Consider the following 22,628-nt stretch of genomic DNA (forward strand, 5'->3'; position numbering starts at 1 on the left):
AAATCCAAATCAGCATGGACGGTAAAGGTTGCTACTATGACAACATCTTTGTCGAACGGCTATGGCGCACTGTCAAGTATGAACATCTCTATGCTCAAGCATTCAACAACTTAAAGGAAGTAAGAAGTAGTTTAGTTCGCTGGTTTAACTGGTACGATCAAGAACGCTTTCATCAGGGACTCAACAATCAGACACCCGATGAAGGTTATTATCAAACACTATCGAGTCAACAAGCCGCCTGAGCTTGATAACATCACATGACAGAGCTTAATTTTCTATCAGGTTGTTCAGTTCAGGAGAGTCACTTCAATGATCCCATAAAACATCTTGAATAAGATCAAGCCGCTCCTATGCTTTCGATAAAACCGACCATAAGGTGGTAGAATTTTTTTGAGTTAATTCAGAAAAACGGAGTTTATCCGATGCATGTGTTTCGTCTATTCCTATATTTACTGGGTTTCCTCTTTTTGCTATTTGGGTTTTTGAGCATTAATAACCCAATAGCCGACAACAGCCCGACACCCGCTTCCGTCACCCTTCCAGCACCTGCTGAGCATCCGGTCTCTTTCACCAAAGAAATCCAGCCGATCCTTGAAGCCAAATGTCTCGCATGTCATAGCTGTTTCGATGCACCGTGCCAACTTAAGCTGGAAAATAACGAAGGATTGCTGCGTGGTGCTTTTCATGAAGAAGTTTATGCTGGAATCCGCACTGAAGCCATGCCACCTACCCGCTTGGGTATAGACGAACTGACTATTTCCGGCTGGCGTGAGCGGGGCTTTTATTCTGTTTTATCAACAGAAAATGATCAGGTGGCATCATTGATGCAGGGCATGATTACATTGGCAAAACAGCATCCTTTTCCCCCTAACAGCAAATTACCTGATTCGCTTGAGCTAGATATCGGGTATAAAAATCATTGCGTCTCCAGCGAGGAATTCCCCGATTACGCACGCGATCATCCATTAAAGGGCATGCCCTTTGCCACTACTGGACTCAGCGATCAGGAATATTCTCTCTTGGCTGGATGGCTGGAGCAGGGCGCAGTGGTTCCGGATGAATCTATTACGCTTACTGACGACGAGAAGCTCGCCATCAATAGATGGGAATCGTTGTTCAATCGGGAAGATAAACGAGGCGTGCTGGTGGCACGCTGGTTATACGAACATCTATTTCTGGCTTATCTGTATTTCCCGGATATAGATGGCGAACCTCGCTTTTTCGAGTTGCTGCGCTCATCCACCCCCTCTGGTAAAGCTATCAGACCTATTACGACGGCCAATCCAAATGATGATCCCAAAGGTCCCTTTTTCTACCGTTTGCGCCCGATTACAGGTAGTATTGTGCACAAGCGGCGCATTGTTTACCCTCTTGACCAGGCTAGGTTACTGCGAATTGATGAGTTGTTTTTCAGTGAACATTGGCCGATAGGCGAGCTACCAGGTTACAGCTATACAGAACGCACCAATCCGTTCGTGACGTTTGCCGCCATACCAGCTTATGCGCGCTACCAGTTTATGCTGGATGATGCGGAATACTTCGTGCGTACTTTCATTCATGGGCCGGTGTGCCGTGGCCAGATTGCTACGGATGTGATCCGTGATCATTTCTGGACATTGTTTCAGGACCCGAAATCCGATCTTTTCATAACCGATGATGCTTATCGGCGCGGAGTTACGCCTTTACTCGGTATGCCAGGTCAGGATGATGACCTGCTCGAAGCGGGTGATCACTGGTTGCGCTATCTTGAGCGTCGCAACAATTATCTGGCGCAGCGCCAGAATCACTATGCAACACGGCAACCGAAGGGTGCTTCACTCGCTCATGTTTGGGATGGGGGTGGTCGGAATGACAATGCCTTGTTAACTATTTTCCGCCACCACAATAGCGCTTCGGTCGTGAAAGGACTCGTTGGAGATGTCCCGCAAACTCAATGGTTAATGGATTACCCATTACTAGAGCAGACTTACTACGCATTGGTGGTTAATTTCGATGTGTTCGGCAATGTCGCCCATCAACTACTGACCCGGCTTTATTTCGACCTGATCCGCAATGGCTCGGAGCACAATTTTCTGCGCCTGATGCCTGCCGGTCAGCGTAAAACGCTACTGGGAGATTGGTACCAGGATTTAGGCAAACTTAAATTTGGCATTGTCTATGAGGATATCGATGATGAATCACCCTCGGCAGAATATTTCACCACAGAAAATCCGAAGCAGGAGCTGGCATTACGTATCCTCGAACGATTTCGCGCTATCAGTGCTATGCCGCATGATTCGCTGAATCGTTGCCAGGAAAAAGACTGCAGTCGTGCGGATCAACCGCTCTGGATACAACAAGCTGATCAAGTCCTGTCTGGTATTGCGGCACGTCCTGCTGCAGAAATCACCGGCATTACACAACTCCCTGAAGTGACCTTTATCCGTGTTAAGTATCTGCAGAATGAACGTACCGTTTATACGTTGCTACGAGACCGTGCGCACAGCAATGTGGCCTTCATGCTTGGCGAAGAACTGCGCTATCAGCCCGAGAAAGACCGTCTAACCGTATATCCTGGCATTACGGGAAGCTACCCCAACTTTATCTTCGATGTGCCTGCCTCCCAGATGGAAAAGTTCGTGTCTATGCTTGGCAGCGCAGAAAAGGCAGGGGATTTCGAACGAGTTGTGGAAACCTGGGGTGTACGGCGTACTCACCCGCAATTCTGGGAAATTCTGCATGACATTACTGCTTGGCAGAAAACACAAGAGCCTTTGTTAGCAGGTGTATTCGACATCAATCGATATGAGAATTTCTAAGAATATGAGCTATCGTACACAGGCACAGGTCGCGAATGAAGAAAATGGAGGAGGTCGGTCACTGGAGGACATGTGCACGCTCAAGAGTGACTCTGCGCTATGCTATCTACTTTGCTGAAGTTGGGCATACTGCCGAGCACGGATGCTGCGGGTGACTGGTTACGTCGTGCCGGTGGGGGCTAGTGGGTCTGTCTCGTATCAACCAGAGAATTGTGGCCACGCGGATTCGGCAAACCGGTATTACTACCCATACGTTGGATGCTGATGCCTCACAGATCATTGCAGAGAAGAAAGCAGCGCGCTTCACCTACAAGGGTGAACAAGGCTATATGCCTATGATCGGGCATCTGTCCAAGGCAGCAGTGGTGATTCATGATGAACTCCGTGAAGGCAATATTGCTCCTGCCAGCAGAAATCTTGAATTCATCCAGGACAGTCAAACTCACCTGCCTAAGGGATATCGAATCGCCTATATTCGCTTGGATTCGGCGGGTTACCAAGCAAACATCTTCAACTGCTGTAAAGAAACTAGCAAAACTTTTGCCATTGGTGGTCGGCTTAATGAATGGGAAATTTTAATCCCTTTCCTTCATTCAAAACAAATCGAACCAATTTAAAATAGGCTTCTCTTAGAAAGTTGTTTCATGAAAAATATTTAGCTTCACGCAAACTGGTATGAGCAGTCCTGGACGAGCTTGTTTTGATATTTGCGGAACGTAATCATTGATTATTGATTAATTAGGTTGAATTTTGGAAAAAACTGAAGATATTCTCCAGGGGGGCAGTAGCGCTGAACGAATCGAGTGCGGTATTAGCCCACAGCGGCCAGTCATACAGGAACGGCCTATCCTGTCGGTGTTGGTGGGTGCGCATTTCATGCATATCATGGACTTCATGATGATGCTGCCTCTGGGTCCGCAGTTCATGAAGCTATTTGCTATTACGCCGCAACAATTCGGCACACTCATTTCGGCCTACGCATTCAGTGCTGCAATATGCAGTTTTTTCGCCTCATTTGTCATTGATCGGTTTGATCGCAAAACTATCTTGTTGTTACTTTGTGGCGGCATGGGCATTGCCACGCTGATCTGTGCGCTGGCAATAGATTATAGAATGCTCCTGTTAGCACGCGTGGTAGCAGGAGGTGTTAGCGGCATCCTGAGTGCCATTATCTTTGCGATTGTTGCGGACGTTATTCCAGCGCAACGGCGCGGTGTAGCGACGGGTACTATTATGTCAGCTTTCTCAATGGCGGCAGTGATCGGCATGCCAATAGGTATGTTGCTTGCCAACCTGATCGATTGGCGTGCTTCTTATTTTCTGTTGACCGCTGTTAGCTGGGCAATGATGATTGTGGCCCTGCGTGTGCTGCCGCCATTGTGCGATCATCTGCTTCATCATCAGGAACGCCATCCATTCCGGCAATTACGCGCAATTTTTTGGGTGCGCAATCACTTATATGCCTTTGCTTTGATTGCCATGCTGATGTTCGCTGGTTTTTCTGTGAGTCCTTTCATCAGTACTTATATGGTGATCAATGTGGGCATGGCAGAAGTCGATTTGCCTTATCTTTATTTTTTTGGTGGATTAGCCACATTTTTTACTGCCCATTTCTTTGGGAAGCTGGCTGATTACCACGGCAAAAGAAAAATATTTGGGGTGGCGGCGGCCCTGTCAGTTTTTCCTATTCTGATGGTGACGCATTTATCACCGGTACCAACAGTTTTTGCGGTGGGTATTTCGACACTGTTCATGATGCTGGTTTCTGGCCGGTTTGTTCCTGCCATGGCGCTGGTGACTGCCAGTGTAACACCGCGCTTGCGCGGCAGTTTCTTGAGCTTCAATATATCGGTGCAACAATTGTCGGCAGGGGTAGCTTCGCTCCTGGCTGGTTCTATCATGGGAATTTCAGCAAATGGGGCGTTGACACATTATGATTCAGTGGGAATCATTGCCTCCATTGCGACCATACTGAGTATCTTGCTGGCAGTTAAAGTTGATAGTCACCCAGAATGATAGCCCGTTCTCATTCGAATGAGTGGATGTCAGGTTTTCTGCAAACCTCGCCCATGTTTGAACCGCTGCATGAGGCGGGGAAATCGTTCGAGCAGCTTGATCATTGGCCTGAGATTGAATATCTGAATCGATTGACTGCAAATTCAATTGGCGCAATTGCGACAAAATCAGGCAAACAGATTCGTTTTGTACCGCAAGCAAAGGGGGCGTGTGAATTTCTGCAACAATATGAACCTAGAATTTATCTGACGGGAGAAATACAAAGCCGCAGCCGCAACTGGCATGATCTGTTCAATGCGCTTGTCTGGTTAACTTATCCCCGTGCTAAAGCAGCATTGAATCAATTGCATTACCATGCCTTGTGGCAGGAGAGAGAGCGTGATCAAAAGGTGCGCAGTCCCGTGCGTAATGCTGCCACACTCATTGATGAATCAGGGGTGATCGTCGTCAGCAGCAGCGATTATTTGCTCGACTTGCTGAAAAATTTTGAATGGAAAGCTTTGTTCTGGCAACAACGTGCTAGCGTCATTGAGCAAATGAAATTTTTTCTGTTTGGTCATGGTTTGTACGAGAAAGCGCTGTGTCCTTATCCCGGTATGACAGGGAAAGGCATGCTATTTCAAGTCAACGCGAATTTTTTTAAGCAGAATGTAAACAATCAGATTGCCATGATAGATATTTGGCTTGATAATTTTCTCTCGCGCAATTGTTTGACATCGGCTGATCTGGCACCCGTGCCGGTGTTAGGATATCCAGGCTGGTCGCCTGACAATACAGATTCATCCTACTATGATAACCAGAGTTATTTTCGTCCACGAAAGATGAAGGAAGAATCAAGAGTAAACATTCTTCTTGAGAATTTATAAAGGAGGTTGAAATGACAGATATTGCCGGATTATTGGGAGATGAAGCAGATAAACTTCTTAATCATGTATGCCAGGGTATTCCTAAAGCGACATTGCATGTTCCTGGACCCGATTTTGTAGATCGAGTTGTAGCCGCGGGTGATCGCAAGCCTGGGGTATTACGCAATTTTCAAGCTTTATACAATCATGGCCGTTTGGCGGGAACAGGTTATTTATCCCTTTTGCCAGTCGATCAGGGGGTGGAGCATTCAGGAGGTGCTTCGTTTGCACCGAATCCTATGTTCTTCGATCCGGAAAATATTGTCAGATTGGCGATTGAAGGCGGCTGTAATGGAGTTGCTTCCACGCTGGGTGTGCTGGGGATGGTCGCGCGCCGTTACGCGCATAAAATTCCTTTTGTTCTTAAAATCAATCACAACGAATTGCTGACCTATCCCAATAAATATGATCAAACCTTGTTTGCCAGCGTCAATCAGGCATTTGATATGGGTGCCTGCGCGGTCGGGGCAACGGTATTTTTCGGTTCGGAAGAGTCACGCCGGCAGATACAGGAGATTTCCGAAGCGTTCGCGCATGCGCATGATCTGGGGATGGTGACGATCTTGTGGGCCTACACGCGCAATGCGGCTTTCAAAACGGCAGAAAAGGACTATCACGTTAGCGCGGATCTGACAGGTCAGGCCAATCATCTTGCTGTGACGATTGAAGCGGATATCGTTAAACAGAAAATGGCGGAAAACAATGGGGGTTACACCGCACTAAAATTCGGTAAAACCAGTCCCAGAGTATACAGCGATCTGACCAGTGATCATCCTATCGACCTGGTGCGTTATCAGGTAGCAAACTGCTATATGGGGCGCGCTGGAATGATTAATTCAGGCGGAGAATCTGGAAAGGATGATTTGCATCAGGCAGTGCGCACTGCCGTGATCAACAAGCGAGCTGGCGGCATGGGGCTTATTTCCGGTCGTAAGGCTTTCCAGAAGCCTTTTGATGAAGGTGTCAAATTGTTGCATGCCATCCAGGATGTTTATCTATCCAAAGATGTCTCTGTTGCATAAATCGTAGCAAACAGGAGTACTTCCAGGAAATTATTTCTTGATGATTTAATAGATGGAGGCATTAGGCATGTCTGCTAAAAATATTCAGGATCGTGCCATGGGGGCCATCATGGGCGCATTTATTGGAGACGCTCTTGGTCTGGGCCCCCATTGGTATTACAATCTCAAGGAATTACGTCGTGATTATGGCGATTGGATTGATAACTACACCGATCCCAAGCCTGATCGATATCATGCCGGTTATAAGGCAGGTCAGTTATCGCAGGCGGGGTTCATTCTGGCTTTGACAGTTCGCTCACTGGTCGAGTGCGGGGGGTATCATCGAGATGATTTCTGCCGGCGCATGGATGAAGAACTATTTCCATTGCTCGATGGCACGCCCGTGTGCGGACCAGGTGGCTATACCAGTCAATCGATTCGTGAGGCCTGGCGCCGCCGTGTGCAGCAGCAACGACCTTGGGGGCAGACAGGTAGCCATGCGGATACGACCGAAGCGATTGAGCGCACATTGGCGATAGCAGTGCGTTATGCATTTCAGCCAGATCAGCTTGCCGCAGCGATCACTGATAATGCAACCTTGACCCAGACTGACGACACGGTTGTTTCGATGACAGTAGCCTATGGTGCGGTACTGGCTCATTTAGTGCAAGGACATGCGCTTGATACCGAATTGTCGGAAAAGCTCATGGCATTAGTCAAGAACGGTGCATTGCCTTTTCATGCGGTGACGCATGACGATTTACAGCCGCCGCGCCCTGGTGATCCCGATCCTCCGCGCGCCGGCCGTTTTGCTTCGCCGGATGCTTTGCTTACGCCTTCTTATATGGCGGCAGCCGTAATAGATCCGGCAATAAGGATAGAGCCGGCATGGAAAGTATCGATTGTATATGGCATGCCATGCGCTATTTATCACCAGTTGCCGACGGCGTACTACTTGGCGGCTCGATTTCACAATGACTTTGAAGCGGCTGTCCTGCATGCAGTCAATGGAGGTGGCCAAAACCAGGCGCGCGCGATTCTGACCGGTGCGCTGACAGGCGCTCAAACCGGTTTAAGCGGGATTCCTCAGCGCTTTCTCGATGGTCTTGAAGATGGTGCTACTCTGGTAAAGTTGGCTGAAGATCTGGCTGCTCAAGTGAGTGACTAGATAGTGCAGAGTGGTTGCATAGTATTTATCCGCATGCTAAATGCAGTTTATTAATTACTGTAACGATGAACTCTCTGCAATATTTAGGCGTGGTTTCGTTATAATATCGCTTTGCAAAGGATCGTTAACATGCGTTTGATTCAGAAAGCTCTCACCTTTGATGATGTTTTACTCATTCCTGCCCATTCAACAGTTTTACCCAAAAATGTAGATTTGACGACGTATTTTACGCGCACCATTAAACTTAAAATCCCATTGGTGTCAGCAGCGATGGATACGGTTACCGAGGCGCGATTGGCGATTGCGATTGCCCAAGAAGGGGGTATTGGTATAATTCACAAAAATATGCCGATAGAATTACAAGCCGCACATGTTGCCAAAGTCAAACGCTTTGAGAGTGGAGTGGTGACGGATCCGGTTACGATCCCACCCAATATGACCGTGCGCGGAGTGCTTGAACTGATCCAGCAATACAGGATATCCGGATTGCCTGTTGTGGAAGGTTCTAAAGTAGTTGGTATTGTAACTAACCGGGATCTCCGCTTTGAAACCAATCTGGATCAGCCGATCAAAAATATCATGACACCGAAGAAACGTCTGGTGACGGTAAAAGAAGGTGCTTCCCGCGAAGAAGTCTTGGCTTTGTTACATAAATACCGGCTAGAAAGAGTTTTGGTGATTAATGATGAGTTTGAGTTACGTGGTCTGATTACCGTCAAAGACATTACTAAAACAACAGAATACCCAAATGCCAGTAAGGATGAGCAGGAACGGTTACAGGTGGGTGCGGCAATCGGTGTGGGTGAGGGTAGTCAGGAACGGGCAGAGGCGCTTATAGAAGCTGGCGTAGATGTTTTGGTGGTGGATACTGCACATGGACATTCGCAGAGCGTGCTTGATCGTGTACGTTGGGTTAAAGACCGTTTTCCCAACATTCAGGTTATTGGCGGCAATATTGCTACTGCGGCAGCGGCCAAAGCGCTGGTTGATAACGGAGCGGATGCTGTGAAAGTTGGTATTGGTCCTGGTTCTATCTGCACCACTCGAGTTGTTGCGGGTGTAGGCGTGCCGCAAATTACTGCCATCGAGAGTGTGTGCAAGGCATTGGAAGGAACGGGCGTGCCTGCAATAGCAGATGGTGGTATCCGTTATTCAGGCGATATTGCCAAGGCGATTGCAGCGGGTGCGAGTACTGTTATGTTAGGTGGATTATTTGCCGGCACGGAAGAAGCGCCTGGTGAAATTGAGCTGTTTCAGGGAAGATCATATAAGAGTTATCGAGGTATGGGATCACTGTCTGCTATGCAACAAGGATCGAGTGATCGTTATTTTCAGGATAGCAAGCTGCAGGATACCGATAAGTTGGTTCCAGAAGGGGTCGAGGGACGCGTTCCCTATAAAGGGCCGATTATCACTGTCATTCACCAGCTCGTAGGTGGGGTGCGTTCGAGCATGGGTTATTTAGGATGTAGTACCATTGAAGAAGTCCATGCCAAAGCTGAGTTTATGGAAATCACTTCAGCTGGCATACGTGAATCTCACGTGCATGATGTACAGATTACTAAAGAAGCACCTAATTATCACGTCGAATAAAAGCAGAGCTCTTTATGCACCAGAAAATTCTTATTCTGGATTTTGGTTCCCAGTACACTCAGTTAATTGCTCGGCGTATTCGAGAAACGAATGTTTATTGTGAGCTACATCCTTATGATGTTGATCCTCAGTTTATTCAAGATTTTTCTCCCATAGGCATCATCCTGTCAGGGGGACCTGCCTCAGCTTTCATTGAGGATACCCCGCGTGCGCCACAAATCGTGTTTGAGCTGGGTGTGCCTGTTTTAGGTATTTGCTATGGCATGCAGGTTATGGCGGCACAATTGGGCGGAAAGGTAGAAAGCGCTAAAAAGCGTGAATTTGGCTATGCCGAATTATATCTGCAGAATTGTAAACTCTTTGATGGAGTTTGTGATCGGACGAGTCCAGAAGGGCAAGCTATGCTCGATGTCTGGATGAGTCATGGCGACAACGTCGTCGAATTACCCGCGGACTTTACCGTGATTGCACATAATGCAGCAACGCCCATCGCGGCGATGGCAGATGAAACACGCCAATTTTACGGTCTGCAATTTCATCCTGAAGTAACGCATACTTTGCAGGGTAAGGCGATTATTGAGCATTTTGTGCATGACATTTGTGCGGCTGGCTATGATTGGAATATGCCCGATTATGTGGAAGAATCGATTAGCCGCATCCAGGCTAAGGTTGGCAAAGATAAAGTAATTCTGGGCCTGTCAGGCGGGGTAGATTCCTCTGTGGCAGCCGTGCTCATTCATCGGGCAATCGGTGATCAGCTCACCTGTGTCTTTGTGGATAATGGTTTGTTACGCCAGGATGAGGCTGAACAGGTGATGGAAGTATTTACCCACAATCTTAAGGTGAAAGTGATACACATCGATGCAAGCAAACAATTCCTGGAGCAATTACAGGGTGTTACTGACCCTGAACAAAAGCGCCGTATTATAGGCCGGGAATTTGTCGAGGTATTTCAGCGTGAATCAGCAAACATTACCGATGCCAAATGGTTGGCGCAAGGAACCATTTATCCTGATGTGATTGAGTCTGCAGGTAGTCAAACTAAAAAAGCACATACCATCAAGTCTCATCATAATGTCGGAGGGCTTCCGGATACATTGCATCTTAAACTGCTCGAACCGCTGCGTGAGCTATTCAAGGATGAAGTGCGTGAACTGGGTTTGGTACTGGGTTTGCCGCACGATATGGTCTTTCGTCATCCTTTTCCGGGGCCAGGGCTAGGCGTCAGAATTTTAGGGGAAGTGAAACATGAATACGCTGATTTGTTACGTCAGGCAGATGCTATTTTTATCGAAGAACTCAAAGCTGCTGGCTGGTATGAACGAACTTCCCAGGCTTTTGCTGTTTTTCTGCCAGTAAAATCAGTAGGTGTTATGGGTGATGGCCGCAGTTATGAATATGTTATTGCATTGCGCGCGATCCAGACTCAGGATTTCATGACAGCGCACTGGGCGGAGTTACCTTATACCTTGCTAGGTAAGGTTTCTAACCGCATCATTAACGAAGTGCGCAGCATTAACCGGGTGGTATATGATATTTCTGGCAAACCGCCTGCTACGATTGAATGGGAATAGAGAGAAAATAGCGATGTCGGCAAGTTGAGGTCATGCTACTCCCTCATTTTTTCTGCTAAACGCTTTCTTCTTTTCTCCTTTGGATCAAGCAGGAGGGGGCGATAGATTTCGATACGATCGCCATTCTGCAGAATGGTCTCAAGTTTTGCTAGTTTGCTGAAAATACCGATTTTCTGTGTTGCCAGATCAATTTCGGCAAAAAGAGTATGCACTCCGGATAAGGTAATGGCCTGCTCAATCGTGGTGCCAACAGGTACACAAAACTGCTTAAGGAACTGATGATGTGGCAGCGCATATGCTACTTCCACTTCAATATGTTCAGGTATGCGATCCATAAATTGCCTCCGCGCGTTCTACGAAAGCTTCAACAAAATTATTAGCAATGACATAAAATACTGGTCCTACCAATTTTTCCAGTAACTTGTGAGAGAACGTATAATGCAGGCGGAATTCTATTTTACAGGCATTCTCCGATAAGGGAATAAAGCGCCAATGACCATCCAGGTGCTCAAATGGTCCATCTAATAATGTCATTTCAATCAGTTCCGGCGGGGTGCGCCGATTTTCCGTAGTAAAACTATGTTTGATATGATGATAATTAATATGAATGGTAGCATGCACTATTTCATCACTTTGAAGCTTAGCAGTTGCCCCACCACACCAGGGCAGAAATTCTGGATAATTTTCAACGGTATCAACTAATCTAAACATTTGGGCCGCTGAGTAGCCAACTAATACTGATTTTTCTATTTCTGCCATAAGATTTTAACCCTTTGTTTTCATCTGAGCTGAAGCTGGAAAACTGATAAACTAAGTATAATTTTTTTAAAGTAATTTGCCTTTATTCCTGTCATATTTCCAATGAGTATTGCTCAAAATAAAAAAGCGTTCCATGACTATTTTATCGAGGAAAAATACGAAGCAGGTATTGTTCTGGAAGGTTGGGAGGTCAAAGCGATTCGTGCGGGACGAATTCAATTAAAAGAAGCCTATGTTATCATTCGTAATAGTGAATTATATCTTATTGGTAGTCACGTGAGTCCTTTATCCGCAGCTTCAACACACATCAATCCAGATCCAGTACGTACGCGTAAACTGCTGCTCCATGCGGAAGAAATTAAACGGCTTATCGGTAAAGTCGAGCGTGCTGGATATACATTAATTCCTCTTGATATGCATTATAAAGCAGGAAGAATTAAAGTTGAAATAGGCCTTGCCAAAGGTAAAAAGCAATACGATAAACGGGAAACTGAAAAACGTAAAGAATGGGAGCGAGCTAAGCAGCGTTTACTACGCGCTCGCTAGCAGATTGCTTTATCCTGATATCCACTCAATTCACTTTATTTTTGATTTAGTTATTATGCAAAAATCCATCGCGATCTGGTTATTTATTTGTTGTGCCCTAGTATTTGCCATGGTAGTTGTTGGCGGTGTGACACGTCTCACCGGTTCAGGTCTGTCCATTGTTGAGTGGCAGCCACTGATTGGGACGATTCCGCCACTGAACCAAGGAGACTGGGAAATACTGCTGGAAAAATATCGCCAAATTCCCCAGTACGAGGAAGTTAATAAAGGGATGACTTTGGATGAATTTAAAGGAATTTTCTGGTGGGAGTATTTTCACCGATTATTGGGGCGTGCCATAGGATTAGTATATTTTATTCCTTTTATTTATTTTGTTATTCGTAAACAAGTGGATCGTGCGCTTGGCATTAAATTGCTAGGCATTTTCATATTAGGTGGCCTGCAAGGCTTGATGGGCTGGTATATGGTGATGAGCGGCTTGGCGGACAATATTTATGTCAGTCAATATCGCTTGACTGCTCATTTGGGGCTTGCTTTTATTATCTTTGCTGCCATGTTTTGGGTGGCGACAGGTTTATTGTCACCGGTAAGTGATCAACAGCAAGATAGGTCAGTAATCCATGGTTTGCGCCGATTTTCTTTATTCATTACCACGCTTGTTTTTATCATGGTATTGTCCGGTGGTCTTGTTGCTGGCATTCATGCTGGCTTGGCTCACAATACTTTTCCTTTGATGAGCGGTTACGTGATCCCACCTGACTTATTTGTACTTGAACCTTGGTATCGTAATCTTTTTGAGAACATGACAGCTGTTCAATTTGATCATCGGCTGATTGCATGGTTATTGGCATTCCTTGTACCTTTCTTCTGGTTTAAGGCAAGAAAATACTCACTTTCCAGCTCTGAGCAACTGGCATGCCATCTTCTTTTAGTGATGTTAACGATACAAATCAGTCTCGGAATTGCTACTTTATTGCTGGTCGTACCTTTACCATTAGCCGCAGCTCATCAAGCTGGCGCTATGCTGTTGTTTACAGCTGCGCTCTGGGTTAACCGCAAACTGTCTTAACTCAACAGTTTCTTACATGCTTGCTTGATAGTATGGGCTGATCCGAACATGGTGAGAAATAAAACGCTATGATCGTGACACAGAGTGTAATTGCCGATGTTCGGTGCTGCAAAAAAACTTATTGTCTGCGGTGATACTTTCACTTCTAGGGATATGCAAGCCGCAATGTGCGCAGCGCACCATATCTTCAATTTCATTTTTTGATTTGGTGGGCTGCTTTTTGACGCGCGAGAGATTTTTTATACCCCAGTAAATTAATAGCGCAACAATAATCAGTATTACCCATTTACTTATCACAATTTGCCCATGCCTTTAAGAGCGAGTTCGATACTAAAAAGACCATTGTATTTTCTATATTTATATCAAATTAAATTGAAATTTAATGGAAGCATGTAAAAAAGATGAAGAGTGAAATTAATTTTCTAGCGATATCGAGCAGAAATAATAAGAGAAGGGTTACAAGGAGAACTGAGGGTTAATTTTTTTACATCGATAACAATTCTGGATAAATTTCAGGGGTAGGCCAGACTTCTTTATCTATTGGGGTTTTCTATTCCCTTATATCCGATATCATGTCTTATCTGGCATCCTTCGAAATGGATTTTGTTAACGATGTCGTAAGCGCGGTGATGAGCCAATTTGATGTTTTCACCTAATGCTGTTATGCACAGCACACGTCCTCCCATCGTTAATATCTCGTTTTTATTTGGATCGCCAAAAGCGGTACCTGCATGAAATATATGAAAATCATCTGTAGATGCCTGATTGCTCATTATTTCAGTTAAACCAGAGATAACATCATTTTTTCGCGGTACGCCCGGATAACCTTCAGCGGCCATGACAACACCCAAGGCTGTCCGCCGGTCCCATTCAATCTCAGCCTTGTCCAAGGTTTCATTTACTGCATGCTCAAGCAATATAGAGAGATCTGTTTTTAATCGCAGCATAATAGGCTGTGTTTCTGGATCACCCATACGACAGTTAAATTCAAGTACTTTGACTTCTCCCTGCGGAGTAATCATTAATCCGGCGTAAAGAAAGCCGATATAGGGTTCGCCATCACGTGCCATACCCTGTATGGTTGGAGTGATAATTTCGCGCATAATCTTGGCATGGAGCGTGGGAGAAATTATTTGGGCAGGTGAATAAGCACCCATACCACCCGTATTGGGTCCTTGATCATTATCTAGCAAGCGTTTGTGATCCTGACTAGTGGCAAGCGGTAATATATTCCGACCATCAGATATCACAATGAAGCTAGCTTCTTCCCCTTCAAGATAATCTTCAATTAAAATTTGAGAACCTGCTTCTCCCAATTTGTTTTCTATCAACATGGTATCAATTGCTGCATGAGCTTCCGCAAGCGTCATTGCAACGACAACACCTTTCCCAGCGGCTAGACCATTAGCTTTGATTACAATAGGCGCTTCTTTCTGCTCAATATAATGATGTGCTTCAGATGGGCTGTCAAAGCTTGCAAAAGCAGCAGTTGGAATACCATGGCGCTGCATGAATGCTTTAGCAAAGATCTTTGATGCCTCTAGTTGCGCAGCCTTTCTGGTGGGGCCAAAGATCTTAAGACCGGCAGTACGGAAAACATCGACAATTCCCTCTACTAGGGGAGACTCTGGACCGACGATGGTTAGTGCAATATCTTCTTCATGGGCAAATGCAACCAGGTCGGCTATTGCAGTCAGTGCAATATTTTCCAGGCCAGGTTCGAGTGCAGTACCAGCATTGCCTGGTGCGACGTAAACTTTACGGACACGGGGCGATTGACTCAATTTCCAAGCCAATGCATGCTCTCTGCCACCGCTTCCAATCACAAGTAACTTCATGCTCATATTCTAAGAAAGTGCAGGCAGGACCCTGAGGTAATTGAAAGATAACATATCTATTCGCATCTAATGTCTAAAGTGCCGTACGCCGGTAAAGATCATTACGACACCATGCTCATCAGCTGCCTTGATCACTTCTTCATCGCGAATACTGCCACCTGGCTGAATGACAACTCTGGCGCCTGCCTGAACGACCACATCTAATCCATCGCGGAAAGGGAAAAAGGCATCCGAGGCAACAACTGAGCCAATTAAATTGAGTTGTGCTTCACTGGCCTTGATTGAAGCGATACGTGCACTATCTATCCGGCTCATTTGGCCTGCGCCAATGCCCAGTGCTTGACCCTGGGCACAAAATACGATGGCATTTGATTTGACAAATTTTGCAACTCGCCAGGCAAATAGGCAATCTTCAATTTGTTGTGGGGTAGGCTGTGCTTGAGTCACCACTTGCAATTGATTTGCTGTAATATTCAAATCATCCGGTGTTTGTGTTAATAATCCCCCGCCAACGCGTTTTAAATCATAGCGATTAGCTTGGGTTTGCAAGGGCACTGTCAGTACACGTATATTAGCCTTTTGCTGCAAGATGTTACTGGCGTCAGGTAAGACTTCTGGTGCAATAATGACTTCTACAAATTGTGTCAGAATGGCCTTGGCTAAATCAGGGTCGATGGGACGGTTAAAGGCAATGATGCCGCCAAATGCGGAAGTTGGATCAGTTGCAAAAGCTCGTTTATACGCAGCGAGTGGTGTATCAGCAATGGCAACTCCGCATGGGTTAGCATGTTTGACAATGACACAGGCGGGACTGTCAAAGGATTTCACGCATTCCCAGGCTGCGTCGGTATCTGCAATATTGTTGTATGATAATTCCTTACCTTGCAATTGTGCGTAGTTTGCGAGACTTCCAGGTAGATTGATTACATCACGATAAAAAGCGGCTTGCTGGTGCGGGTTCTCGCCATAGCGTAAAGATTGAATTTTACTGAAATTAAGATTAAGGCAGTCTGGAAAAGTTTGCCGCTGATTGCTGGAATCAATCGCTGTCAGGTAATTGCTAATCGCGCTATCGTAACGGGCTGTATGTGAGAAAGCCTTTTGCGCAAACTGAAAGCGGCGCGTTAGCCCTGTGGCACCATTGCTTGACTCCATTTCTGCCAATAAGACTGGGTAATCATCAGGATCAGTAATAACCGTGACATGTTGATAATTTTTTGCCGCCGCTCGGATTAAAGCAGGTCCGCCGATATCAATATTTTCAATTGCTTGTTCGAGCGTACAATCAGCTTGTGCGATAGTTTCAACAAATGGGTATAAATTGACAATAACCAATTCGATAGGTGGTATGCCAGCTTTTTGTATAGCATGCTGATGCTCAGGTAAGTCCATTCTGGACAAGATACCCGCGTGAATCTTGGGGTGGAGCGTTTTTACCCGCCCATCAAGCATTTCTGGAAAATTTGTATACTCGCTAACTTCTGTTACCGCTATACCAGCTTGTTGCAGTAGTTTGGCTGTACCTCCTGAAGAAATGATATTAATTCCGAACTGATGCAATTTGCCAGCCAGCTCAACGATGCCTGTTTTGTTTGAAACACTGATTAATGCTTGTTTTATTGTCATTTCACAAAATTTATTTGATCTGGTGTTTGGCTAATCTGTTACGGAGTGTATTTCGATTGATACCGAGAAGCTCTGCAGCCTTGGTTTGATTTCCCTCGGCATATTCCATGGCTAGTTCAAATAATGGTTTCTCAACACTACAGATAACCATTTCATATATTGAACAAGGTCTTTCACCATCCAGATCTTTGAGGTAGGCTTCAATCGATTTGCGTATGCAGCAGGCGATTTCATTTTCATTGAAGGTATTCATACAGCCATTACTACCTCATCTTCGATATAACTAAGTCTTTGTCCATAATCAGCAAGCTGATAGAAAAATGTATTAGTTGCTGCTAATTGCTCATCAGTTGTTTGTAACTGATTCATAGTATGACGAAAGGCAGCAGAACCAATTAGTCCTTTGGTGTACCAGGAGATGTGCTTACGCGCGATGCGTACGCCAGAATATTCTCCATAAAAATTGTAGAGATCATGTAGATGATTAATCAGTACACTATGAATCTCGGTAACTTCTGGCGGTGGCAGATATTCACCTGTCTTGAAATAGTGCTCTATTTCTCGGAAAATCCATGGTCTTCCTTGTGCAGCACGTCCAATCATGACAGCGTCCGCATGAGTATATTCCATGACCTGTTTGGCTTTTGCTGGCGTTGTAATGTCACCATTGGCGATAACCGGTATTTTGATAGAAGTTTTTACTTCAGCAATGGTGTCATATTCAGCTTCACCACGATAGGCGCAGGCACGTGTCCGCCCATGAATGGCAAGCGCTTGTATTCCAGCATTTTCTGCAATACGTGCCACAGTCACGGCATTTTTATGTTGTACATCCCAACCCGTGCGGATTTTTAAGGTGACCGGAATAGCGATAGCATGAATAACCGCATCAAGAATTCTTCCAACCAGTGTTTCATTTTGCAACAAGGCAGAGCCTGCCATGACATTACAGATTTTCTTGGCGGGGCAACCCATATTGATATCGATGATTTGCGCCCCTTGATCAGCATTATAACGCGCTGCGTCAGCCATCATTTTGGGGTCGGCGCCTGCAATTTGCACGGAAATAGGCGCAACTTCTCCGTCATGACTTGCACGTCGGCGGGTTTTTTCTGATCCCCATAACAGAGAATTGCTAGACACCATTTCAGATACCGCCATGCCAGCGCCCATACGTTTACACAGTTGCCGGAATGGACGATCTGTCACACCAGCCATTGGTGCAACAATCAATTTGTTCTTGAGAGTATAAGGGCCAATTTGCATAGTGCAACTCAAATTCGACACTGAAAAAAAGAGATTAATAATAAAGTCAGCAATTTTCTTGAAGAAAAGGATTAAAAACGTGTGATATATTATCCGACAAATTAGCCTCTTGCGCCAAATATCATGCGGCGTGCGACAAAGCGTTTAACAGGTGGTAAGCAATCCAATACGCTCAACCCCATGCCACAGAAAGTCTGTAACAGAGGTAAATCACTAGTAAATATTTTTGCCAAAGAATGGGTAAATAGTTTCCCTGCATCTCTATCGACCTGACGTTTATTTTTATAATTTTTTAGCATTTCGCAAGCGCCTATTTTAACGAATTGTATTGGTCGTTCGTTAATTGCATTAGATAGTTCAAAAGCATCGCGCAACCCTAGATTAAATCCCTGACCAGCGACGGGGTGCAGCGTTTGTGCGGCATTTCCCACTAACACTGTTCGACGGGCTATGGTAGGTGAAGCATATTTGAGTATAAGAGGGAAGCCTGAGCGCTTTCCGCAACTGAGGAATTTTCCAGTTCGATGACCAAAATGATCCTGCAGACGGGAAAGGAAGGTTATGTCATCAAGACTAAGTATTTCCTGAGCAGATAAGGATGGAACGGTCCATACCAGCGCGTAACCGTTGCCTGATGGCAATAAGGCTACTGGCCCATCAGCGGTAAAACGTTCGTATGCCACGCCATTTTGTGGTATTGATGTTTCCACATTCGCAACAATTGCCCATTGCTGATATTCATAGGTATGATAGTTGATATTTTCAATTTGTGTGGCCAACTGCCCCCCATCAGCAAGCACCAGTAGCTTTGCCGTAACCTGTTTATTTTTGCCAGCCTGCTGATATTCAACCTGAGCTTGCTCAGTGCTGGTTGTTAATCTTGAGACTGTTGCGCCAGTCTGGTAATGAGCGCCATGATTTTGTAGCAACTGATGCATCGAACGATGCAGATCATGGTAATTTACCACATAACCTAATTCTGACACGCCTGCTTCTTCCGAAGTCAAGACGGTTCGGCCAAAATGACTGCTATTAGAAATATGAATCGTTTTAATGGCAGTTATTTGTGGCAACGTTTCCCATACACCCAATCTTTCCAAAATCAAATGACTTCCGTACGAGAGAGCGAGTGGACGAGGATCTTTGACTTGTTCCGGTAGTCCCTGTGCTTCCAGGAGCGAAGTTGAAACTCCTCGCTCATGCAGGCAAATGGCTAGTGCCATACCAACCGGTCCACCGCCTACAATGATGACGTCAAAATGATCAGCAGTCATGGGTGTAATAAATTAAGAGGCATACAATAAATAACTAAAAAACTTAGTCACGTCGGTATTTTCAGGATGGCGCTAATAACACAAAATGGTACCTTTATCTATCATCGAATTTTATGTTACCTCCATGAGGTTAACGAGGATAGCACAGGTTACGAGGAGAGAGAAATAACATGTAGTTAGGTTATTTCGCTGGCTACCAATAATTTTGCGATTGCTGTGCCAAAGCATGGGCACTCGTCATAAGGAGTGAATGAAGTCAGTTGGCAGTTAAACCTGGAAGTAAATAAACTCGCAATAAATGTAGGATTATTTGCTTTCTTGAATACTTATCAGACCGGCTGTTGCACAGGCTTCGTCAAGGTGCGCGCCTGAGGCGCCACCTACGCCAATTCCGCCAACCACCTCATCCTTGATGATGATAGGCAAACCACCGCCCAATAGAAGAATATTGCTGGCCATATGATGCAAGCCTTGTAATTCAGGATCCTTGGCAGCAATCTGTGCCATTTTCAGGGTTGGCAGTTTAAGGCTTGCCGAAGTATAAGCCTTGCGAAAACTGCTTTCAATAGTATGTGCGCCGGCACCATCCATTCTTGCTTGAGCTTTTATTACGCCACTTTTATCGACAACTGCTACTGAAACCTCGTAACCATCACGCTCACATTGTTGTATCGCAGCAGCTACCATCTTATTGGCTGATGAGAGTGGTAAGAAAGGCTTTTGTAGTTGGCTTGCATGAATTGGGAAAGAATGTATGCTGAACAGCAATAAAGATGAAAGAAAACGTATCCTATACATAGTATCTCCTGATAACAGCTTTTATTTGATCATGGATATCTTAGAGCTTCAGCTCATAGGTTGTAACAATTTTTATATGTAATAACGCATTATCCGATTGGTTTTAATAGCATTGTATCATTGGCGCTATACAAAAAAACAATGATAAAAAGAATGAAACAATTTCTTTACGATGATGCTTAGCCGGAGTTACAGATTACGTTGGTATACTTTTTAAGTAATGCTGGCAATTCTGCATCCTATTTTTTCAGGAGATGTTTATGCAAAAAATACTGTTAGTGATATCGCTTTGTGTGTTAGCGCTAAGTGGTTGCGGATACAATACATTGCAATCCACGGATGAGCAAATTAAAGCGAGTTGGTCTGAAGTGATTAATCAATATCAGCGCCGGGCAGATTTGATTCCAAATTTGGTTAATACGGTAAAGGGTTTTGCTGTCCAGGAAAAAGAAGTGTTGCTCGGCGTAACCAATGCTCGCTCAAAAGTGAGTGGAGTTCATGTAACTCCGGAGCTGATAAATGATGCAGAAGCTTTTGCTAAATTTCAGGGTGCTCAAGGAGAATTATCGAGTGCACTCGCACGCTTACTGGCAGTGGTAGAGAACTACCCACAGCTTAAATCTGATACTAATTTCCGTGATTTACAGGCTCAACTGGAAGGCACGGAGAATCGTATTGCTGTTGCGCGTAATCGTTATATCAAGGCAGTACAGGAATATAACGTGACGGTACGTTCGTTTCCAAGCAATTTGACGGCGATGCTATTTGGCTTCCAGGTCAAACCAAATTTTACGGTTGAGAACGCGAAAGAAATCACTATTGTACCGAAGGTCGAATTTGATGCACCAATGCCAGTCAGATAGCAAGGACAGCTCTGCGCTCATGTTGGACAGCAGCATGCTTGTCAGAATGATAAGGATCTGTGTCAGATTGCTGATGGTCATTATATTATGTACTTTCGCTACGTTTTCTTGGGCGGAAGTGGCAATTCCGCCCCTTAAAACTCGCGTAACTGATTTAACCAATACACTTTCGAAGCATGAAGTCGCTCAATTAGAGCAATTGTTAGCTGATTTTGAGACCAGAAAAGGAAGTCAGATAGCCGTATTGTTCGTGCCGACGACGCAACCTGAAACTATCGAACAATACTCGATACGCGTGGTTGAATCCTGGGGACTAGGACGCAAGGGTGTTGATGATGGCGTGCTTCTTCTCATTGCCAAGAATGACAGAACATTGCGCATCGAAGTGGGATATGGTCTGGAGGGCGTGTTGCCGGATGCTATTGTGAAACGGCTTATTGAGGAGAGAATCGTTCCGAAGTTTCGTCAAGGAGATTTTTCTGGTGGGGTGCTGTCAGGTATCGAGCAGATTCTAAAAATTATCGAGGGAGAGTCTCTGCCGTCATCCACTCGTGGGCATGACATGCAGGAATCAAGTGGATTAGGTGTTATGCTGGATAACATTATCCCCATTTTGCTTGTGTTTCTGGTGCTTGGAAGAATGCTGCAAATAATGCTGGGGCGTATGATGGGTGCTGCCGTCACAGGAACCATCGCTGGTTCAATTGTCTGGTTGATTTTCTCTTCCCTGGCAATCGCTATTTTTATAGCGATAATTATTTTTGTTATCAGCTTATTTGAGAATACAGGCAAAGGGATTTACCGTGGGGGACGCAGTAGCTGGCCAGGCGGCGGTAATTTTGGCGGAGGGTTCCGCGGAGGAGGGGGCGGTTTTGGTGGTGGTGGTGCTTCTGGGAGGTGGTAAATGAATCTCATGCGGATACTCCGGCATCTTTTCACCGGGCAAATGGCTATAAAACGTGTACTTCCCTCGGCTTCGCTGGCAAGAATTGAACAGGCTATCAAACAGTCAGAGATGAATCATGATGGGGAGATTTTGTTTGCGGTAGAAGCTTCATTAAATTTGCTATCTTTACTGAAGAAACAATCTGCGCGGGAGAGAGCGATCGACATTTTTTCATTGTTGCGGGTATGGGATACTCAACATGATAATGGTGTGCTGATTTATTTACTGCTTGCTGATCATGATGTAGAGATTGTGGCTGACCGTGGAATACACACTAAAGTGGGTCATGGAGAGTGGGAAAAGATTTGCCATGAAATGGAGATAGCATTTCAAACAGAGCAATTTGAAAAAGGTGTGTTGACAGCAATTAATACGATTAGTAATCATTTGGAAAAACATTTTCCTGTCAGGTTAATAAAGAGTAAAAATGAACTTCCTGACAGACCAGTCATTCTATAATCATATACTCATCGCACATGAAATTTCGGCACTCAGGCACTACCGATGATTTGGAAATTATCAGTTAATAGTGTGCGTAATTCTGTTTTGTAATGATCCGATGCTGTGAAAAAAGCTTCGCAAGTGCTT

The 22,628-nt window shown here is 45.2% G+C and carries 23 protein-coding genes; 14 read left to right on the forward strand and 9 right to left on the reverse strand.

Features of this window, described 5'->3' with window-relative positions:
• From J5I83_RS11970 to guaA, 9 genes are all read left to right on the forward strand, one after another.
• On the forward strand, window positions 1-242 hold a 242-nt coding region (locus J5I83_RS11970; RefSeq protein ID WP_304056370.1), incomplete at its 5' end, for an integrase core domain-containing protein.
• Between the two features lie 240 nt (window positions 243-482).
• Complete coding sequence (locus J5I83_RS11975) at window positions 483-2,798, forward strand: fatty acid cis/trans isomerase (RefSeq protein ID WP_304056371.1); 2,316 nt, start codon at window positions 483-485, stop codon at window positions 2,796-2,798.
• A 254-nt stretch (window positions 2,799-3,052) separates the two neighbouring features.
• Entirely contained in the window at window positions 3,053-3,415 is a 363-nt protein-coding gene (locus J5I83_RS11980) for a hypothetical protein (RefSeq protein ID WP_304056373.1), read from the forward strand.
• A gap of 133 nt (window positions 3,416-3,548) precedes the next feature.
• Entirely contained in the window at window positions 3,549-4,814 is a 1,266-nt protein-coding gene (locus J5I83_RS11985) for an MFS transporter (RefSeq protein ID WP_304056375.1), read from the forward strand.
• Window positions 4,815-4,840: 26 nt separating this feature from the next.
• The gene (locus tag J5I83_RS11990; protein ID WP_304056378.1) at window positions 4,841-5,680 is read left to right on the forward strand and encodes a DUF3025 domain-containing protein; all 840 of its coding nucleotides are present in this window, start codon (window positions 4,841-4,843) and stop codon (window positions 5,678-5,680) included.
• A gap of 11 nt (window positions 5,681-5,691) precedes the next feature.
• Window positions 5,692-6,741: a class I fructose-bisphosphate aldolase gene (locus J5I83_RS11995; RefSeq protein WP_304056380.1), complete on the forward strand. Its 1,050-nt coding sequence runs from the start codon at window positions 5,692-5,694 to the stop codon at window positions 6,739-6,741.
• Between the two features lie 67 nt (window positions 6,742-6,808).
• Complete coding sequence (locus J5I83_RS12000; RefSeq protein ID WP_304056383.1) at window positions 6,809-7,888, forward strand: ADP-ribosylglycohydrolase family protein; 1,080 nt, start codon at window positions 6,809-6,811, stop codon at window positions 7,886-7,888.
• Between the two features lie 129 nt (window positions 7,889-8,017).
• Complete coding sequence (gene guaB / locus J5I83_RS12005) at window positions 8,018-9,481, forward strand: IMP dehydrogenase (protein WP_304056385.1); 1,464 nt, start codon at window positions 8,018-8,020, stop codon at window positions 9,479-9,481.
• A gap of 14 nt (window positions 9,482-9,495) precedes the next feature.
• Complete coding sequence (gene guaA, locus J5I83_RS12010) at window positions 9,496-11,055, forward strand: glutamine-hydrolyzing GMP synthase (protein WP_304056387.1); 1,560 nt, start codon at window positions 9,496-9,498, stop codon at window positions 11,053-11,055.
• A gap of 35 nt (window positions 11,056-11,090) precedes the next feature.
• Here the strand turns inward: guaA and J5I83_RS12015 are convergent, their stop codons facing one another.
• Together J5I83_RS12015 and J5I83_RS12020 are read right to left on the reverse strand one after the other, a co-directional pair.
• Window positions 11,091-11,390, reverse strand: a complete 300-nt coding sequence (locus J5I83_RS12015) for an RnfH family protein (protein WP_304056389.1) — start codon at window positions 11,388-11,390, stop codon at window positions 11,091-11,093.
• Entirely contained in the window at window positions 11,374-11,814 is a 441-nt protein-coding gene (locus J5I83_RS12020) for a type II toxin-antitoxin system RatA family toxin (RefSeq protein WP_304056391.1), read from the reverse strand. Before J5I83_RS12020 ends, J5I83_RS12015 begins: the two co-directional genes overlap by 17 nt.
• Before the next feature lie 102 nt (window positions 11,815-11,916).
• On the opposite strand from J5I83_RS12020, the gene smpB reads away from it, so the two are divergent.
• Both smpB and J5I83_RS12030 read left to right on the forward strand, forming a co-directional pair.
• Window positions 11,917-12,360 carry an SsrA-binding protein SmpB gene (smpB, locus tag J5I83_RS12025; protein WP_304056393.1) on the forward strand — a complete coding sequence of 148 codons (444 nt, stop codon included), beginning with the start codon at window positions 11,917-11,919 and terminating at the stop codon, window positions 12,358-12,360.
• 55 nt (window positions 12,361-12,415) lie between these two features.
• A complete protein-coding gene (locus J5I83_RS12030; protein WP_304056394.1) occupies window positions 12,416-13,429 on the forward strand; it encodes a COX15/CtaA family protein in 1,014 nt (337 codons plus the stop codon).
• Window positions 13,430-13,495: 66 nt separating this feature from the next.
• Here the strand turns inward: J5I83_RS12030 and J5I83_RS12035 are convergent, their stop codons facing one another.
• The 7 genes from J5I83_RS12035 to J5I83_RS12065 all read right to left on the reverse strand — a co-directional run bounded on the left by J5I83_RS12035 (window position 13,496) and on the right by J5I83_RS12065 (window position 20,231).
• Window positions 13,496-13,726, reverse strand: coding sequence for a PP0621 family protein (locus tag J5I83_RS12035; protein ID WP_304056396.1), 231 nt, complete (start codon window positions 13,724-13,726; stop codon window positions 13,496-13,498).
• A gap of 236 nt (window positions 13,727-13,962) precedes the next feature.
• On the reverse strand, window positions 13,963-15,267 hold the full coding sequence (purD, locus tag J5I83_RS12040; RefSeq protein ID WP_304056398.1) for a phosphoribosylamine--glycine ligase: 1,305 nt from the start codon (window positions 15,265-15,267) through the stop codon (window positions 13,963-13,965).
• Window positions 15,268-15,333: 66 nt separating this feature from the next.
• Entirely contained in the window at window positions 15,334-16,893 is a 1,560-nt protein-coding gene (gene purH / locus J5I83_RS12045; RefSeq protein ID WP_304056401.1) for a bifunctional phosphoribosylaminoimidazolecarboxamide formyltransferase/IMP cyclohydrolase, read from the reverse strand.
• A gap of 10 nt (window positions 16,894-16,903) precedes the next feature.
• Window positions 16,904-17,146, reverse strand: a complete 243-nt coding sequence (locus tag J5I83_RS12050; protein ID WP_304056402.1) for a helix-turn-helix domain-containing protein — start codon at window positions 17,144-17,146, stop codon at window positions 16,904-16,906.
• Complete coding sequence (gene dusB / locus J5I83_RS12055) at window positions 17,143-18,159, reverse strand: tRNA dihydrouridine synthase DusB (protein WP_304056404.1); 1,017 nt, start codon at window positions 18,157-18,159, stop codon at window positions 17,143-17,145. Before dusB ends, J5I83_RS12050 begins: the two co-directional genes overlap by 4 nt.
• 101 nt (window positions 18,160-18,260) lie before the next feature.
• On the reverse strand, window positions 18,261-19,433 hold the full coding sequence (locus J5I83_RS12060; protein WP_304056406.1) for an FAD-dependent monooxygenase: 1,173 nt from the start codon (window positions 19,431-19,433) through the stop codon (window positions 18,261-18,263).
• A 306-nt stretch (window positions 19,434-19,739) separates the two neighbouring features.
• Window positions 19,740-20,231, reverse strand: coding sequence for a heme-binding protein (locus J5I83_RS12065; protein ID WP_304056409.1), 492 nt, complete (start codon window positions 20,229-20,231; stop codon window positions 19,740-19,742).
• Window positions 20,232-20,491: 260 nt separating this feature from the next.
• Between J5I83_RS12065 and J5I83_RS12070 the strand changes: the two genes are divergently transcribed.
• From J5I83_RS12070 to J5I83_RS12080, 3 genes are all read left to right on the forward strand, one after another.
• Window positions 20,492-21,094, forward strand: a complete 603-nt coding sequence (locus tag J5I83_RS12070; RefSeq protein WP_304056410.1) for a LemA family protein — start codon at window positions 20,492-20,494, stop codon at window positions 21,092-21,094.
• Window positions 21,095-21,167: 73 nt separating this feature from the next.
• A complete protein-coding gene (locus J5I83_RS12075; RefSeq protein WP_304056411.1) occupies window positions 21,168-21,998 on the forward strand; it encodes a YgcG family protein in 831 nt (276 codons plus the stop codon).
• Entirely contained in the window at window positions 21,999-22,499 is a 501-nt protein-coding gene (locus tag J5I83_RS12080; protein WP_304056413.1) for a TPM domain-containing protein, read from the forward strand.
• Window positions 22,500-22,628 lie beyond the last annotated feature (129 nt).

The sequence above is a fragment of the Nitrosomonas communis genome (assembly GCF_024102715.1).
GTDB lineage: Bacteria > Pseudomonadota > Gammaproteobacteria > Burkholderiales > Nitrosomonadaceae > Nitrosomonas > Nitrosomonas communis_B.